Source organism: Polynucleobacter sp. MWH-HuK1 (genome assembly GCF_018881815.1).
GTDB lineage: Bacteria > Pseudomonadota > Gammaproteobacteria > Burkholderiales > Burkholderiaceae > Polynucleobacter.
Genome location: NZ_JACVPP010000001.1, coordinates 180,057 through 194,423, shown reverse-complemented (window position 1 = coordinate 194,423; position 14,367 = coordinate 180,057). Strand labels below are relative to the sequence as shown.

The following is a 14,367-nucleotide window of genomic DNA, read 5'->3' as shown; positions in this document are numbered from 1 at the left end:
CCTAAAATATGAATGAAAAATTAGATCGTCTTTTAGACCACCTTGATACTTTTTTACCCAAGCCTTTAACTGATGAGCAGTGGAAATCCTCCACTGCATTTAGATGGCGTCGTCGTGACAGTATTTTCGGCAGTGTTGGATTTTTACAGCCAGTAAAACATGTATCCGATATCACCTTCGAAGACTTACAAAATATTGACCGTCAACGCGATGCCATCCGTGACAATACAAAAAACTTTATTCAGAAGAAGCCGGCTAACAATATTCTGTTGACTGGTGCGAGAGGGACCGGAAAGTCTTCTCTAATTAAGGCAAGCTTGCATGAGTTTGCTAGTCAGGGTTTGCGCCTCGTTGAGGTTGAAAAAGAGCATTTGGCAGATTTGGCTGACATTACCGAGCTCTTAGCTGAGCGGCCAGAGCGCTTCATTATTTTTTGCGATGACCTTTCTTTTGAAGATGGGGAATCCGGCTACAAGGCTATGAAATCAGCCTTAGATGGCTCTGTTTCTGCCCAAGTCGACAATATTTTGATTTATGCCACCTCTAACCGCCGTCATTTATTGCCGGAATATATGAAGGATAACGAGAGTTATATTCATAACGATGATGGTGAGATTCACCCTGGTGAAGTAGTGGAAGAAAAGATTTCTTTATCTGAGCGTTTTGGTCTTTGGTTATCTTTCTACCCACCTAAACAAGATGAGTATCTGGCAATTGTGGCGCACTGGTTGCAGCACTTTGGTTTGAGTTCTAAAGAAATTGAAGCAGCTCGTCCTGAGGCCCTGGTGTGGGCATTAGAGCGTGGATCACGTTCTGGTCGCGTTGCTTGGCAATTTGCCAAACACTGGGCTGGTTCAAAAGCCTAAGTAAATTTTTCACATGAGTGAAATTCAGCGTCCCATTACCGAAGTCGCCGCAGGTATTTTGCTTGACGCTAAAGGGCGCTATCTTTTGGGGCAGCGACCCGAAGGTAAGCCATATGCTGGATATTGGGAGGTGCCGGGTGGAAAAATCGAAAAAGGAGAGTCTATTTTCGAGGCGCTTAAACGTGAACTTTGGGAAGAGCTTGGTATAGAGATTGAATCAAGTGAAGAGCTAACTGTGCTAGAGCATGACTACCCGCATGCCTATGTTCGTCTTCATGTCAGCATTATTCGTGATTGGAAAGGTGCGCCCAAGGGCTGTGAAAACCAGTCATTATCTTGGGAATTTTTGTCTGCAGAAAAACCTAGTGTTGAGCCATTATTGCCTGCGGCCTGGCCCATGCTAGAAAGGCTTAGAGCCCTTTTATCTTAAAGCTGGCAGAGCGTTAGTTTGAATGACACATCTGCATTTACTAACTGCGCTTTTTTATCGCTTTCCGATTTTAAGAAGCGTACTGAGAGCAAATATTTGTTCGCGCTGATCTCAGAAAATAAAGTGTCATCTTCAACGGCAATACGCATTAATTGATACACCTTGCCAGAAGGGGCTTGTTGAAATGAGCCGTTATGTGCAACCACATCCTTAGCCTCACCCGATTGACGAAGTAGTCTTAAAAATAATTGACATGCTTCTTGCCAAGGTAAGAGTGGGCCAATATATTTTTCAAGCAACCCGCGGCGTTCAGAGGTAGGACTATTTTTCCAAGCGTGATAGCTAGGCAAATCAATTGGACTTGTCCCACCTGGAATATTTAGGCGAGTACGAATTGCATTTAACCATTCACTCTCAGTAATGGCTGAGTTAGGCCTTCCAGCAGATTGGTTGATGCTAGCAGCAACAGCATCAATTTCAGAAAGAGTTTGTGTGAGCGCTTCTTGATCTACTTTTTGGGATGACTTCAATCCGTTGAGAGCATATTTTTGGCGCTCAAATTCTTTAAGTAGCAATGACTTGATATCACCACGAGCGCCAATATCCCCAAGATCAAACAAGATAGAAATTGCATTGTGGTGTAACTCAGGGTCATCCGAGCGGATAAAGTGATTAAAGCGGGCGAACAAATACTCCAGCCGAAGCATGCTTCGAACTAATTCGTTGAAGGGGTATTCGTAGACAATCACAAGCCCATATTCTATGACGAACTGGAGCGATCTTTCTGAATCTGTAAGATTTTTTGGTGCAAGCTCAAGACTTCTACTTTAAGTTGATCAAGGGTTCCTTGATTTTCAATCACCATATCAGCGTAGGCAAGACGCTCCGCTCTGCTTGTTTGGGCTTTAAGTATTGCCTCAACGTCCTTGCGGGGTAATTTGCTGCGCTGCATCACCCTTTCAATTTGGGTCTCTTCTGGGCAGTCCACTACCACTAAGTAATCGAGCAGGGACCTCCAGTTGCCTGACTCAATTAACAGTGGGACTACAAAAATAAGATAAGGAGCCCTTTTCTCCACCAATTGCTGGGCCTGTTTAATCGTTTCATGTCGAATTAAGGGGTGGGTAATGTCCTCTAGGGATTTTCGAGCCTGTGGATCTGCAAAAACTAGGCTGCGCATCTTGCTTCTATCCAGCGCTCCACTAGGATCAATAAATTCTGCACCAAACTGCTCATGAATTAAAGGAATAGCGGCACCACCTGGAGCGGTGATCTGGTGAGCAATCAGATCGGTGTCTACTATGGCCGCTCCTAAAATAGCCAATTCATCGCTGACGGCCGTTTTGCCCGAGCCAATACCGCCTGTCAGGCCAACAAGGGGTAATTGTCCTTTTAATGCGGCTAGGCTAGCTTGCTCAGCAGGAGTGTTTGTATAGTCTGCGGCCATAACAGCTCAATAATGCCAGCAATAGCAAGAAAAGGGCCAAATGGAAAAGCGGTGCGATGATTTTGTTTATTCCAAACTAGCCAAATAAGGCCACCAATCAGTCCAGTCAGGGATGCTATGAGAAGAATGCTGGGTAATAGCTGCCAGCCAAGCCAGGACCCTAAAGCTGCCAAGAGTTTTGCATCTCCCATGCCTATGCCATTCTGTTTCTTGAGTGCGCGATAAAGGACGTTTAATAACCACAGACCTGTATAGCCAAGAATGGCGCCAATGATTGAATCTTGAAAAGAGGCAAAACCTTGGTTTGAAAGGCCGTTAAATAGTAGACCCGTGAAAATGAGCGGCAGGGTGATGATATCGGGCAGTCTGAAGGTGCGCAAATCAAAATAGGCTAAATACAGTAAGACCAATATTAGGAATACTTGGATCCACTCTGAAAAAGCAATATTACCCATTAAACAATTTGTCCTAAATTAAATATGGGGAGATACAAGATTATGACTAGGCTTCCAATGATGAGTCCAACAACAATAATCAATAAAGGCTCCAAACTGTGACTAAGGGTATTTAGGCGATGGCTTAATTGGTTGCTCAATATAGTTGCGCGCCTCTCTAGCATATCAGCGAGTGCGCCACTTTCCGAGGCAATCCTTAAGAGCTGCAGTGTCTCTAGGTCAAACAATGAATGTTGAGGATCAGTCTTTGCTATGGCATCACCAAGCGACCAGCCGCGGGTCAAGTGCTTAAATATTTCAGCACTGAAATCATGGCTAAGCCAATGGTTTGATGATTGGGCGGTCACTCTGAGTGCATCAGGTAGTGGTAATCCAGATTTCAGCAGATGGCCCAATGTGCGACACCAATAACTCAGCGTAGCTAATCTAAGGAGCTGCCCAATTAAGGGTATGTAAAAACTAAGTCGATCGCATTGCTTTTGTAGTTTAGGAAGTTTGATCCATGCAAAACTAAAGACGCTGACTAGGCTGATTAGAGTTACCACCATCTCAATATAAAAAGTTTCAAACCAGGCGGATAGTTCAATTAATGCTTTTGTTGGGGCTGGCAGCTCTGCTTGAAAATGACCAAATACATCCTTAAAGACTGGTACAACCCAAATCATCATCACAATCACTAGTAGACAGGAGCTTGTTAGGGTGATGAGGGGATAACTCATCGCCTGTTGTATTTTTCGTCGCAATTCAATTTGAGCCTCAAGTTGTGCGCAGATAGTTTTCAGTGCTAGATTAAAGTCGCCTGTGCGCTCACTAACTCGAATCAAATTAATAAACTCCATAGAAAACAGATTTTGTTGGCTGTGCAGGCATTGAGAAAAGCTCTCACCCCTTTTAAGTTGCACATAGATGCCACTAATCCAGGCAAGCCAAGATTTGGGTGCGGTAGAGTAAATGAGTGCAATTGCATTCAAAAGTGGTAAGCCGGACTCGAGGAGCGTTAGGAGTTGGTCGGCAAAATGCAATTGATCTTGCTTGCTTAGTGTCATGCACCTACTTCTGATTCTAGGTCCGCCTGTGTAATGAATCCTGCTTGTACATGGGCTAAGCCAGCTGCTTGCATAGAGGTGAATGAAGGCGAGGGGTCAAAGAGTTTAGATCGACTAATTACTTCATGAACCCCAATGCGTCCAAAGTAACCGCTATCACCGCAGTTTATGCACAAGGTCTTTTCGTGCGAATTTTGATTAAGGCATTGATGGCAAGTCCTTCTGACCAAGCGCTGTGAAGTGACAATCAGTAAGCAAGACTCGAGAGACTCTTGATCAATTCCCAGATGCTGAAGTCTTGGTATGGTCCCGCGTGCATTACGGGCATGTAGGGTACTTAGAATGAGATGCCCTGTTTGTGCTGCCTGAATCGCTAAGTGTGCTGTGGCAGCATCACGAATTTCACCAATCATGATGACGTCAGGATCTTGTCTCAGCAAGGCGCGGATGATGGTTGGAAAGTCTAGTCCAGCCCGTGGGTGATAGGCAACTTGATTGACCCCTGCCAGACGAATTTCAATCGGATCCTCAATGGAGCACAAATTGCGATGAGGTTGGTTCAGATGTCTTAGGCAGCTATACAGAGTGCGAGTCTTGCCGCTACCTGTGGGTCCCGTCACGATGATTAGTCCATTGGGTTGGGCAAGTGCACTTTGGACTTCGCACAATTGATCTGGAAGCAGGCCAATTTCCTTAAGATCAAGATCTTCGGCGCAGCTTGGCAGTATTCGAATGACACCTTTTTCTCCATGAAGGGTTGGCAGAATTGAAACACGGCAATCTCTATCGGGCTTGGAGAAATTGTGCCCAATACAAAGGCGTCCATCTTGTGGAAGCCGTTTCTCTGCAAGATCTAAGCGAGCTAGAACTTTGACGCGTGCAATCAGGCGTTCATGCAATTCAATGGGGTAGTGAGAGTGAACTCGTAATAAACCATCCACTCGAAATCGAACGAGGGTGGCTTGAGCTCCAGCCTCAATATGAATATCACTCGCTCTAGTATCTAGGGCATGAGCAGCAATTTCATACCAAGTGCGAATGATTAGTGATTCATCTTGAGCAACGCTCAATCTTGTTCTTGGGCTTGGGAGGGTCGATAGAGTTTTACTGTTTTTACGCCATGTTCATGAAATTGAATAATTTCCATGACTATCCCTGCGATACGAATACTGACATCGTGATCTGGAATAGCCTCTAGCTTTTCAAGAATAAGGCCATTTAATGTACGCGGCCCATCCAAAGGAAGATTGAGATTTAGTAGGCGATTAAGGTCTCTTAGTGAGGCGCTACCGCTTGCTAGATAGGTTCCATCATCAAGCCAATGTGGATCGGTAGAAAGATTGGAGAAGGAGGTAGTGAACTCACCAATCAGCTCCTCAACAATATCCTCAAAGGTAACAAGACCCAGCACTTCGCCATACTCATTTACAACCAAGCTCAAGCGCTGTTGATTGTCTTGGAAAAACTGCATTTGCTGCAAGACTGGTGTGCCGCTCGGAATAAAGTAGGGCTCATTTAGTAGGACTCTAAAATCCTCATGCTTTAAGTCGGTATCACCCAACAATGACAAGGCTTTTTTGACTGAGAGGATGCCGACAATTCGCTCAGAGTCCTGGTCACATACTGGTAATTTGTTGTGATAGCAGGTTTCTAATTGTTGAACCACTTCATCAATGGGTCTTGATAGGTCTAAAACTTCAATTTTGGACCTAGGCGTCATCACATCATCCACCGTGATGTTTTCTAGGTTAAACAGGTTGAGCAAAATATTGCGATGATGGTTGGAAACAAAGCGGTTCGATTCCAGTACTAGACTGCGTAACTCTTCCTTGCTCATGGCCCTGCTATCGGAGGACGATTGCAGGCCAGAGACTTTCATTAGGCCTGAGACAAAGCTATTAATAAACCAGAGTAAAGGCTTTAGTAAAAATGTCAGCGGCAAAATAACCCAGCCAACATTAGAGGCAATTTTTTCCGGAAATGCTGCCCCGATAACTTTGGGGGTAATTTCACTAAAAATAATAATAAGCAGTGCAACCACTAAGGTGGCGATCGAGAGTACGAGACCACTGTCGCCAAAAATATGCAGAGCAATGCCGGTTACCAAGATAGGTAAAACAGTATTAATAAGATTGTTAGAGATCAGTAGAACGGATAGCAGTGAATCAATACGTTTTAGGAGTCTTTCAGCCAGAGCTGCTCCTGGATTACCGCTATTGGCCATTGCACGAAGACGATGACGGTTGGAGGACAGCATGCTGGTTTCAGCCATCGAGAAGAAGCCAGAGAGTGCTAGTAAAAATAGGACTAGAGCAACTTGGCCATAAATAGGCCAATCGTCAAAAAAAGTGTCCATGCGTTCCGCCTAAAAAAGTAAGGATCAGTCAATATAGCAAAGTGGCATGAAGCAAGCTATAGCCATGATGTAAAGAGTGGTCAGTTAACCTGTTTAATTATGTGAGAATGAACCCTATGACAGCCTGTCCAAAGCCATTGACTGCCAATAGTCCAAGTTACTGTGTGATTGCAGCACCTTTTGGCCGCCTGGGAATTTTGACTGAACTGGTGGACGGAAGTTTAATGTTGTCAAAAATTGACTACTTACCAACTGAAGAGGTTTTAATAGCACCAAAAAATGCACTAGCAAAAGAGGTGGCACGCCAGTGCAGGGCATATTTCAAAGATCCCACCTGGCAATTTGATTTACCTACAAAACCTACAGGTACTGAACATCAGAAAAAGGTATGGGCCAGCATTCAAGATATACCAGCTGGTAGAACGAAAACGTATGGTGAGTTAGCCAAGAAAATCAAGAGTGCTCCGCGGGCAGTGGGCACTGCATGTGGTGCAAATCCTTACCCTTTAATTGCACCTTGCCATAGAGTAGTTTCTGCTCAAGGAATTGGGGGATTTATGAAAGAGGATTCCCCGGGCTTGTATCGACAAATTAAGCTCTGGCTTTTAAAGCACGAGGGTGCTTTGTAAGGCTTTATTTAATCAAGGCTCTACTGTTGAGGTAGAAAAAAGCCCTCATCAGTACATCGCTTTTAACAGCAATCTTGGTAAAGCCATAAAACTTCATGACAGCGCTTTTTGAAAGCTTGACCTCATCTTTGCTATTAAATTCTGCGCGCTGAGCAATTTTCGTAAGCGTCATTACTGCTAAGCCGAAGGCTAAAAAGCAAAAGCGTCTCATTCCCAGCTCTTGTTTGGGAATGAGCAGAATATATTGCAGAGAGTCTTGCAATTTTTGATGGGCAATTTTTAAAAGCTCCGTTTGACTCACATTCATTGGCTTCCATGAAACTCCGCGCGCCTTATCCTCTGGAGAGTCCTTAAGAATGTTGGTCATTTGTAGTGCTTGACCAAATGCAATGGCTAAATTTTCATGTCCGACGAGCTCTCTTTCAAAAGCCCGCGAGTGATTGCTAAATATGGTGGTTAGCAGCTCGCCTACTACGCCAGCAACCACATAGCAATACTTTTCAAACTCTGCGAGGTCTTGAAGGCCAGCTTGATTCTGTTTGCCATGAAAGAAGGACATTCCCTCTGACATGATTGATACGCAGCGACTGACGGCCTGTTGGTCATTGCTGGAGCAAGTGTGCAGTATTCGTAAAACGGTAGGGGTATTCGCAATCAAATCAAGCTCATCTGGATTGCTGTAATCTTTTAATGCCTTAAGACAGGGTTCAACAAAACTTTCAACTGGCATCTTTTCAAGAACGGCATCTAAAAAAAGTGCTGAGAGTGACTGCTTGGTCTGGGCGTTTAATCCTGCCGCATCTTCAATAGTGTCAACAATGCGGCAAAGCAAATAGGTGTTGCCAACTACTTTCTCGATGCTCGGTGGCAGAAGCGGTATGGTGAGAGCAAAGGTACGCGATACAGAGCTTAGGATGGCTTTTTGGTATGCCAAATCAGCGGAGGGGTTGGATATTTGGGTTTGCTTGGGCGCTCTCACTCTTGAATTATGTCAGACCAGCGTCTTTCATGGATGGCTCCAAATGAGCGCTTTTTTGCTAACTGCCAAAAGTGACATGGCCATATAATTTCATCACATTTCAGAAGGAGCATGTAGGCGTGCTAATTTGGTTCGTCATTATTTATTGGGTAGTCTCGGTGGGAATTGGTTTGTGGGCCGCCCTGCGAGTCAAAAATACCGCTGACTTTGCTGCGGCTGGTCATAGCCTTCCTCTGCCGATCGTTACTGCAACAGTATTTGCTACTTGGTTTGGATCTGAAACTGTTCTAGGAATACCCGCGACTTTTCTGAAAGAGGGTTTGGGGGGTGTAGTTTCTGATCCATTCGGATCATCTCTTTGTTTGATTTTGGTTGGCCTCTTTTTTGCGCGGCATCTCTATAACCGTCGCATGCTCACCATTGGTGATTTCTTTCGTGAAAAGTATGGACGCACGGTAGAGGTTTTGGTAACTCTGTGTATCGTGGTTTCCTATTTGGGTTGGGTGGCTGCACAAATAAAAGCATTGGGTCTTGTATTCAACGTTGTTTCTGAGGGCAGCATTTCTCAGACAGGCGGTATGTTGATTGGTGCTGGTAGTGTGCTGATTTACACCTTGTTTGGGGGTATGTGGTCAGTTGCCATTACTGACTTTATTCAAATGATCATCATTGTGATTGGCATGCTCTATATCGGCGGTGAAATGACCTCTCAGACTGGCGGTATTGGCGTGGTCATTGAGCATGCAGCCGCAGCCGGTCAATTCAGTAATTTCTGGCCGGATATGAATTTGGCATCCATCTTGGGTTTTGTTGCCGCTTTGTGCACCATGATGTTGGGATCAATCCCGCAACAAGACGTATTTCAGCGGATTACCTCCTCTAAGAATGTCAATACTGCTGTTCAAGCTGCGTTGCTGGGCGGAGTGTTGTATTTCATTTTTGCTTTTGTACCGATGTACTTAGCTTATTCGGCAATCTTGATCAGTCCAGACTTGGTGAAGCAATATTTAAATACTGATTCACAAATGATCTTGCCGAAATTGATTCTGAATCATGCGCCATTAATTGCACAGGTAATGTTCTTTGGAGCACTTTTATCGGCTATCAAGAGTTGTGCGAGTGCCACCTTATTGGCTCCATCGGTCACATTTGCTGAAAACATTGTGCGAGGCTTTTTTAAGCATTTGTCTGACCAGGATTTGCTAAAGGTCATGCGAATTACCGTGCTCTGTTTTGCAGTAGTAGTGACATTCTTTGCCATTAATTCAAATCTTTCCATCTTCAAAATGGTGGAGAACGCCTACAAGGTGACCTTAGTGGCTGCATTTGTTCCATTGGCGTTTGGTGTGTATTGGTCAAGAGCCAATTCTTTGGGTGGCTTGTTGGCGGTAGTTGGAGGTCTTACGGTCTGGATCAGTTGCGAAACCTTGGCGCCCGATGCCATCATGCCCCCTCAATTGGCTGGCTTGGTGGCGAGTATTGCAGGTATGCTTTTAGGTAGCCTAGTGCCCAGAGACCAATTAAAGGCCATTTAAGCAAATATTGCTTAAAAATTAGGCAACTTTAATTGCTGCAGCGCAAAAACCCAATTAAAATAAATCCAATTCAAAATTTTTAGTTCTTATGGAGTTCCTATGAAAATCTGTGTGATTGGTGGGGGTGGCGCTATTGGCGGTTACCTAGCTGTCATGTTGGCGCGAGCAGGCAACGATGTTACTGTTGTTGCGCGTGGCGCAACTTTAGCGGCGATTAAAGAGCGTGGTCTTGCTCTGATTATGGATGACCAACCAGAGCCTTTAGTTGCCCAAGTAAAAGCAGTGGAAAAAATTCGTGATGCTGAAGCTCCAGATGTAGTCATTCTGGCAGTGAAGGCGCATCAGGTGGAGCCGATCATTGATGACCTAGCTGCAATCATGGGGCCAGAAACCATTTTGATTCCAATGCAAAACGGAATTCCTTGGTGGTACTTCCAAAAGCTGGGTGGCGATTACCAAGACCACTCAGTTGAAACAGTGGATGCTGGTGGTGTTGCTAAGAATGCGATTAATCCTAATAACATTATTGGATGCGTAGTTTATCCAGCAACCTTTACTCAAGCGCCAGGCGTGATTCGTCACGTGGAAGGAAACCGTTTCCCATTGGGCGAGCTAGACGGCAAGTCTACTGAGCGTATTCAAAAAATGTCCGAGATGATGGGCGCGGCTGGATTTAAATCACCTATCTTGGATGACATTCGTTCAGAGATCTGGCTCAAGCTTTGGGGCAATATGACTTTCAATCCAATTAGCTCACTAACACACGGCACTTTGGAAGGTATCTGCCAATACCCATTAACCAAAGAGTTAGCGCGCAACATGATGGCTGAAGCTCAGACCATTGCTGAGAAGTTGGGCGTTACTTTCCGTGTTGATATTGAGCGTCGTATTGCGGGTGCTGAAAAAGTTGGTAAGCACAAAACCTCCATGTTGCAAGACTTAGAGGCTGGGCGTAGCTTGGAGATTGATGCTTTATTAGGTTCAGTGATTGAGCTTGGTAAGATCACGCAAACTCCAACCCCTTGCTTGAACACTGTTTTTGCTTTGACGAAGTATTTGGATGAAAACGTCCAAGCCTCTAAAGGTAGCTTGGCGTTGCCTTCAGTATCAGGCTACTAAAAGTTAAAGTTACTACAAATAAAAAACCCTTGCTACTTAGCATAGCAAGGGTTTTTGCTTTTCTGAGTTCTAAATTACTCGAAACGATTATCGAGTTGCCCTACGCCATCAATAATGATGCTGACATTACTGCCGGGTTTCATTGATCCGACGCCTACAGAAGTGCCGCAGGCAATGATGTCGCCTGCTTCGAGTGGCACGTCTTGCGAGATCAGGCTGACCAATTTTGCAGGGGGAAAAATCATATCTGCTATTGGGTAGTTTTGACGCTCTTGATCATTGAGGATTGTCTTGATGTTGAGCTTGCTTGGGTCAACATCAGTGGTGATGAAGGGACCAAATACACCAAAGGTATTAAAGCTTTTTGCTCGAGTCCACTGAGCATAGCCGGGGTCGCGATTCAGAATTTCAATTGCAGTCACATCATTGATGCAGGTGTAACCAAAGATCGCTTTAGCAGCCTCTGCTTCATCCGCCTCATGACAGCGCTTGCCAATCACAATTCCAAGCTCGCCCTCGTAAACCACTTTTCCTGTATAAGATTTGGGTGTGCGAATCACTTGGTTTGCCGCCAAGAATGAGTTGTTTCCTTTGAGGAAGTACAAAGGCTCAGCTGGTACCGCATGTTCAAGTTTGGTGACTAAGGCATGGAAGTTATCCACCATGGCAACCATTTTTGAAGGAGTGCATGGAATATCGATAGTGACATCAGATAATTTGATGGTTTCACCAGTCGCCTTGGGTCCGCTGAACAAATCACCCTCGTACACGGAGATTTGGTCACCCTTTACCTGTCCTAAACCACTTTTTCCTTGATGCTGAAATCTAAGCCACTGAGCCATAATAAGTTCCTATGAAGTTAAATATTTGATATGCAATATCTTACAGGGATGAGTTGATGTCTAAGACTTCTGAGCTTGAATTTGCACCAGAACAGGATCAGCCTGTTCGATATATGGAGCGCACCCGAAGTTATTACTTGGGTTTGGGTTATGAAAATCCCTATGTTTGGGCTCACTACCTTGATGTGCCTTTCGCCGCCATCAAAAAGCCTCTATCTCAATCAGCATTAGGGCTCATTACTACAGCTGTTCCATATGACTCAGATAAGGGTCCGCAAGGTCAGGGAGCTCCTTACAACTCAACGGCTAAGTTTTATCAGCCGTACCAACAATCTATCGAAGGGAAAGTTGATTTACGGATTGCCCATGTCGGCATTGACCGCAAGAACGCCAATATGGAAGATAGTAATTGCTGGTTTCCGCTGGAGGCTGCTAAGAGGGCGGCGGCAACGGGAGAGATAGGTACGCTTTCACCCCATTTTTATGGCTTACCCACTAATCGCAGTCAGCGTCATACATTGGAAGTAGATGCGCCACGTATTTTGGAAATGCTTCAATTGGATGGCGTAGATATAGCGGTATTGATTCCAAATTGCCCGATTTGTCATCAGAGTCAAAGTTTATTGGCGCGGTATTTGGAGGCTGCCGGAATTTCTACTGTGGTGATGGGAGCTGCAAAGGATATTGTTGAATATTGCGGCGTACCGCGATTCTTATTTAGCGACTTTCCTTTGGGTAATGCTGCAGCAAAGCCGAATGAAGTTGCTTCGCAGGATCTCAATTTTCAATTAGCTTTGCGTCTTCTTGAGTCTGCTCCTGCGCCACGCACAACCGTTCAGTCACCATTGAAGTGGTCTGATGATTCTTCTTGGAAGTTGGATTACTCCAATCTGGATAGGCTGTCTTCGCAAGAAATTGCACGATTGCGTGAAGAGGCTGAGCAGGCACGAATTACAGCACGCGAACTCAGGGTGAAGACCTTAGGGGCTTAGGTTTGTCTTGTAAGTGAATACGCACAGAGTGCTTCTAGCGCTTGACTGGCTGGGTTTACGGGGAGATCCTTGAGATAAGACAGGGCTAGGTCTGCTTCGCGTTTGGCTGCTGCTTGTGTGTAATCTAGTGCGCCAGAATTTTGCACGGCAGCCAAAATTTGTGCAAAAACGTCATCCGGCAAATCTTGGTTTTGCTCAATTGCCGCACGCACTAAAAGTCGTTCTTCATTGGTGCCGTTTTCTAATAAGTAAATCAGCGGCAACGTTGGTTTACCTTCACGCAAATCATCACCAGCATTTTTTCCCATTTGTGCGGCATTGGCTGTGTAATCGAGAAGATCGTCCATTAGCTGAAAAGCGGTGCCGATGTGACGACCAAATGCAGCAGCTTGTTCGCGTTGTGCATCGGTAGCATTGGCAAGAATGGCGCCTAACTCGGTAGAAGCCTCGAATAATTTAGCTGTTTTATAGCGGATGACTTGTAGGTAGCTAGCTTCATCAACTTCTGGATCATTCATATTCAGGAGTTGCAGAACTTCGCCCTCAGCAATCGTGTTGGTTGCATCTGACAGAATTTGCATCACCCTTAAGTCATTTGGACTCACCATCATCTGGAAAGCTCGTGAATATAGGAAATCACCGACTAAAACGCTTGCAGCATTGCCAAAAGCGGCATTTGCTGTCTCACGACCTCTTCTGAGGGTGGATTCATCGACTACGTCATCATGAAGTAGGGTGGCTGTATGGATAAACTCAACAACAGCGGACATCTCCAAAATATGGGGGGTTTCTTTGCCGTTAGCCAGGGATTTGGCCATTAACATCAAAAGTGCAGGTCTTACCCGTTTGCCGCCTGCCTGGATGATGTAGGTCGAAATTTGATCAATTAAGGCTACTTTTGAGGCCAAGCGCTGACGAATAACCTCATCTAAGGCCTTGAAATCTAAGGTAATTGGCGCCAGGATTTGGCTTAAGTCATTGGTTTTGACAGTGCTAGGCATGCAAGATATAATAACGGGCTTAGCTGGTCCAGGGTGGATTGGCTTAAATGTAGATATTAATTGAGGTTTCAAACCATGTACGCGGTCATAAAAACCGGTGGCAAACAGTATAAAGTTGCTGCAGGCGAAAAATTGAAAATAGAACAGATACCAGCGGAAATCGGCAGCGAAATCACTCTTGACCAAGTCCTCGCCGTTGGCGAAGGCGCTTCACTGAAATTAGGTGATCCATTGGTTAATGGTGCAGCTGTGATGGCCACTGTCGTCTCCCAGGGACGTCACGATAAAGTGACAATCTTTAAGATGCGCCGTCGCAAGCATTATCAAAAGCACCAAGGCCATCGTCAGAATTTCACTGAAATTTTGATCAACACGATTAAAGCCTAATTCAGGTAGGAGAAAGATATGGCACAGAAAAAAGGTGGCGGCTCAACACGAAATGGTCGCGACTCAGAATCGAAACGCTTAGGCGTTAAGGTATTTGGCGGCGAGCATATCAATGCTGGCAGCATCATCATTCGTCAACGTGGCACACGTGTTCATCCGGGTGTAAATGTTGGTATTGGTAAAGATCACACTTTGTTTGCCTTAATTGACGGACAAGTGGAATTCGGCGTTAAGGGTGCTTTGAAGAAGGCCCAAGTTTCAGTGCTGCCTCGTTCATAAGGCG

The 14,367-nt window shown here is 45.0% G+C and carries 17 protein-coding genes; 8 read left to right on the top strand and 9 right to left on the bottom strand.

The features are described 5' to 3' along the window. The first annotated feature begins 8 nt into the window (after positions 1 to 8). The gene (locus ICE93_RS00960; protein ID WP_216184611.1) at positions 9 to 866 is read left to right on the top strand and encodes an ATP-binding protein; all 858 of its coding nucleotides are present in this window, start codon (positions 9 to 11) and stop codon (positions 864 to 866) included. A gap of 13 nt (positions 867 to 879) precedes the next feature. Further along, positions 880 to 1,296 (top strand): NUDIX domain-containing protein, encoded by a 417-nt coding sequence (locus tag ICE93_RS00955; RefSeq protein WP_216184607.1) that lies wholly within the window; start codon positions 880 to 882, stop codon positions 1,294 to 1,296. Here ICE93_RS00955 and zapD read toward each other — a convergent pair. From zapD to ICE93_RS00925, 6 genes are read right to left on the bottom strand one after another with little or no spacing between them, the layout of a single operon-like run. After that, positions 1,293 to 2,045 (bottom strand): cell division protein ZapD, encoded by a 753-nt coding sequence (zapD, locus tag ICE93_RS00950; protein WP_216184604.1) that lies wholly within the window; start codon positions 2,043 to 2,045, stop codon positions 1,293 to 1,295. The genes ICE93_RS00955 and zapD overlap by 4 nt on opposite strands. A gap of 11 nt (positions 2,046 to 2,056) precedes the next feature. Continuing rightward, entirely contained in the window at positions 2,057 to 2,743 is a 687-nt protein-coding gene (gene coaE / locus ICE93_RS00945; protein ID WP_216184601.1) for a dephospho-CoA kinase, read from the bottom strand. Next, positions 2,698 to 3,198: an A24 family peptidase gene (locus tag ICE93_RS00940; protein ID WP_216184598.1), complete on the bottom strand. Its 501-nt coding sequence runs from the start codon at positions 3,196 to 3,198 to the stop codon at positions 2,698 to 2,700. Before ICE93_RS00940 ends, coaE begins: the two co-directional genes overlap by 46 nt. Next, positions 3,198 to 4,244 (bottom strand): type II secretion system F family protein, encoded by a 1,047-nt coding sequence (locus tag ICE93_RS00935; protein ID WP_216184595.1) that lies wholly within the window; start codon positions 4,242 to 4,244, stop codon positions 3,198 to 3,200. Before ICE93_RS00935 ends, ICE93_RS00940 begins: the two co-directional genes overlap by 1 nt. Further along, a complete protein-coding gene (locus ICE93_RS00930; RefSeq protein ID WP_216184593.1) occupies positions 4,241 to 5,314 on the bottom strand; it encodes a GspE/PulE family protein in 1,074 nt (357 codons plus the stop codon). Before ICE93_RS00930 ends, ICE93_RS00935 begins: the two co-directional genes overlap by 4 nt. Beyond that, on the bottom strand, positions 5,311 to 6,600 hold the full coding sequence (locus ICE93_RS00925) for an HlyC/CorC family transporter (RefSeq protein WP_216184591.1): 1,290 nt from the start codon (positions 6,598 to 6,600) through the stop codon (positions 5,311 to 5,313). Before ICE93_RS00925 ends, ICE93_RS00930 begins: the two co-directional genes overlap by 4 nt. Positions 6,601 to 6,716: 116 nt before the next feature. On the opposite strand from ICE93_RS00925, the gene ICE93_RS00920 reads away from it, so the two are divergent. After that, entirely contained in the window at positions 6,717 to 7,229 is a 513-nt protein-coding gene (locus ICE93_RS00920) for a methylated-DNA--[protein]-cysteine S-methyltransferase (protein ID WP_216184588.1), read from the top strand. 4 nt (positions 7,230 to 7,233) lie between these two features. Here the strand turns inward: ICE93_RS00920 and ICE93_RS00915 are convergent, their stop codons facing one another. Continuing rightward, a complete protein-coding gene (locus ICE93_RS00915; RefSeq protein ID WP_216184586.1) occupies positions 7,234 to 8,208 on the bottom strand; it encodes a squalene/phytoene synthase family protein in 975 nt (324 codons plus the stop codon). 119 nt (positions 8,209 to 8,327) lie between these two features. Between ICE93_RS00915 and ICE93_RS00910 the strand changes: the two genes are divergently transcribed. Both ICE93_RS00910 and ICE93_RS00905 read left to right on the top strand, forming a co-directional pair. Further along, complete coding sequence (locus ICE93_RS00910; protein WP_216184584.1) at positions 8,328 to 9,743, top strand: sodium:solute symporter family protein; 1,416 nt, start codon at positions 8,328 to 8,330, stop codon at positions 9,741 to 9,743. A gap of 99 nt (positions 9,744 to 9,842) precedes the next feature. Next, positions 9,843 to 10,862, top strand: a complete 1,020-nt coding sequence (locus ICE93_RS00905; RefSeq protein WP_216184581.1) for a 2-dehydropantoate 2-reductase — start codon at positions 9,843 to 9,845, stop codon at positions 10,860 to 10,862. A gap of 74 nt (positions 10,863 to 10,936) precedes the next feature. Here the strand turns inward: ICE93_RS00905 and ICE93_RS00900 are convergent, their stop codons facing one another. After that, positions 10,937 to 11,704, bottom strand: coding sequence for a fumarylacetoacetate hydrolase family protein (locus ICE93_RS00900; protein WP_216184578.1), 768 nt, complete (start codon positions 11,702 to 11,704; stop codon positions 10,937 to 10,939). Positions 11,705 to 11,760: 56 nt separating this feature from the next. Between ICE93_RS00900 and ICE93_RS00895 the strand changes: the two genes are divergently transcribed. Beyond that, positions 11,761 to 12,696 (top strand): glycine/betaine/sarcosine/D-proline family reductase selenoprotein B, encoded by a 936-nt coding sequence (locus ICE93_RS00895; protein WP_216184575.1) that lies wholly within the window; start codon positions 11,761 to 11,763, stop codon positions 12,694 to 12,696. On the opposite strand, the gene ICE93_RS00890 is transcribed toward ICE93_RS00895, so the two are convergent. After that, entirely contained in the window at positions 12,693 to 13,697 is a 1,005-nt protein-coding gene (locus ICE93_RS00890) for a polyprenyl synthetase family protein (protein WP_216184571.1), read from the bottom strand. The genes ICE93_RS00895 and ICE93_RS00890 overlap by 4 nt on opposite strands. Before the next feature lie 75 nt (positions 13,698 to 13,772). Between ICE93_RS00890 and rplU the strand changes: the two genes are divergently transcribed. Both rplU and rpmA read left to right on the top strand, forming a co-directional pair. Then, a complete protein-coding gene (gene rplU / locus ICE93_RS00885; RefSeq protein ID WP_011902040.1) occupies positions 13,773 to 14,084 on the top strand; it encodes a 50S ribosomal protein L21 in 312 nt (103 codons plus the stop codon). Between the two features lie 18 nt (positions 14,085 to 14,102). Next, a complete protein-coding gene (gene rpmA, locus ICE93_RS00880) occupies positions 14,103 to 14,363 on the top strand; it encodes a 50S ribosomal protein L27 (RefSeq protein WP_216184569.1) in 261 nt (86 codons plus the stop codon). Positions 14,364 to 14,367 lie beyond the last annotated feature (4 nt).

What these genes read in the sequence shown, in the direction of transcription:
- ICE93_RS00960 (WP_216184611.1), top strand. Translation starts at nt 9, where the DNA reads ATGAATGAAAAATTAGATCGTCTTTTAGACCACCTTGATACTTTTTTA.
- ICE93_RS00955 (WP_216184607.1), top strand. Translation starts at nt 880, where the DNA reads ATGAGTGAAATTCAGCGTCCCATTACCGAAGTCGCCGCAGGTATTTTG.
- coaE (WP_216184601.1), bottom strand. Translation starts at nt 2,743, where the DNA reads ATGGCCGCAGACTATACAAACACTCCTGCTGAGCAAGCTAGCCTAGCC.
- ICE93_RS00940 (WP_216184598.1), bottom strand. Translation starts at nt 3,198, where the DNA reads ATGGGTAATATTGCTTTTTCAGAGTGGATCCAAGTATTCCTAATATTG.
- ICE93_RS00935 (WP_216184595.1), bottom strand. Translation starts at nt 4,244, where the DNA reads ATGACACTAAGCAAGCAAGATCAATTGCATTTTGCCGACCAACTCCTA.
- ICE93_RS00925 (WP_216184591.1), bottom strand. Translation starts at nt 6,600, where the DNA reads ATGGACACTTTTTTTGACGATTGGCCTATTTATGGCCAAGTTGCTCTA.
- ICE93_RS00920 (WP_216184588.1), top strand. Translation starts at nt 6,717, where the DNA reads ATGACAGCCTGTCCAAAGCCATTGACTGCCAATAGTCCAAGTTACTGT.
- ICE93_RS00905 (WP_216184581.1), top strand. Translation starts at nt 9,843, where the DNA reads ATGAAAATCTGTGTGATTGGTGGGGGTGGCGCTATTGGCGGTTACCTA.
- ICE93_RS00900 (WP_216184578.1), bottom strand. Translation starts at nt 11,704, where the DNA reads ATGGCTCAGTGGCTTAGATTTCAGCATCAAGGAAAAAGTGGTTTAGGA.
- ICE93_RS00895 (WP_216184575.1), top strand. Translation starts at nt 11,761, where the DNA reads ATGTCTAAGACTTCTGAGCTTGAATTTGCACCAGAACAGGATCAGCCT.
- ICE93_RS00890 (WP_216184571.1), bottom strand. Translation starts at nt 13,697, where the DNA reads ATGCCTAGCACTGTCAAAACCAATGACTTAAGCCAAATCCTGGCGCCA.
- rplU (WP_011902040.1), top strand. Translation starts at nt 13,773, where the DNA reads ATGTACGCGGTCATAAAAACCGGTGGCAAACAGTATAAAGTTGCTGCA.
- rpmA (WP_216184569.1), top strand. Translation starts at nt 14,103, where the DNA reads ATGGCACAGAAAAAAGGTGGCGGCTCAACACGAAATGGTCGCGACTCA.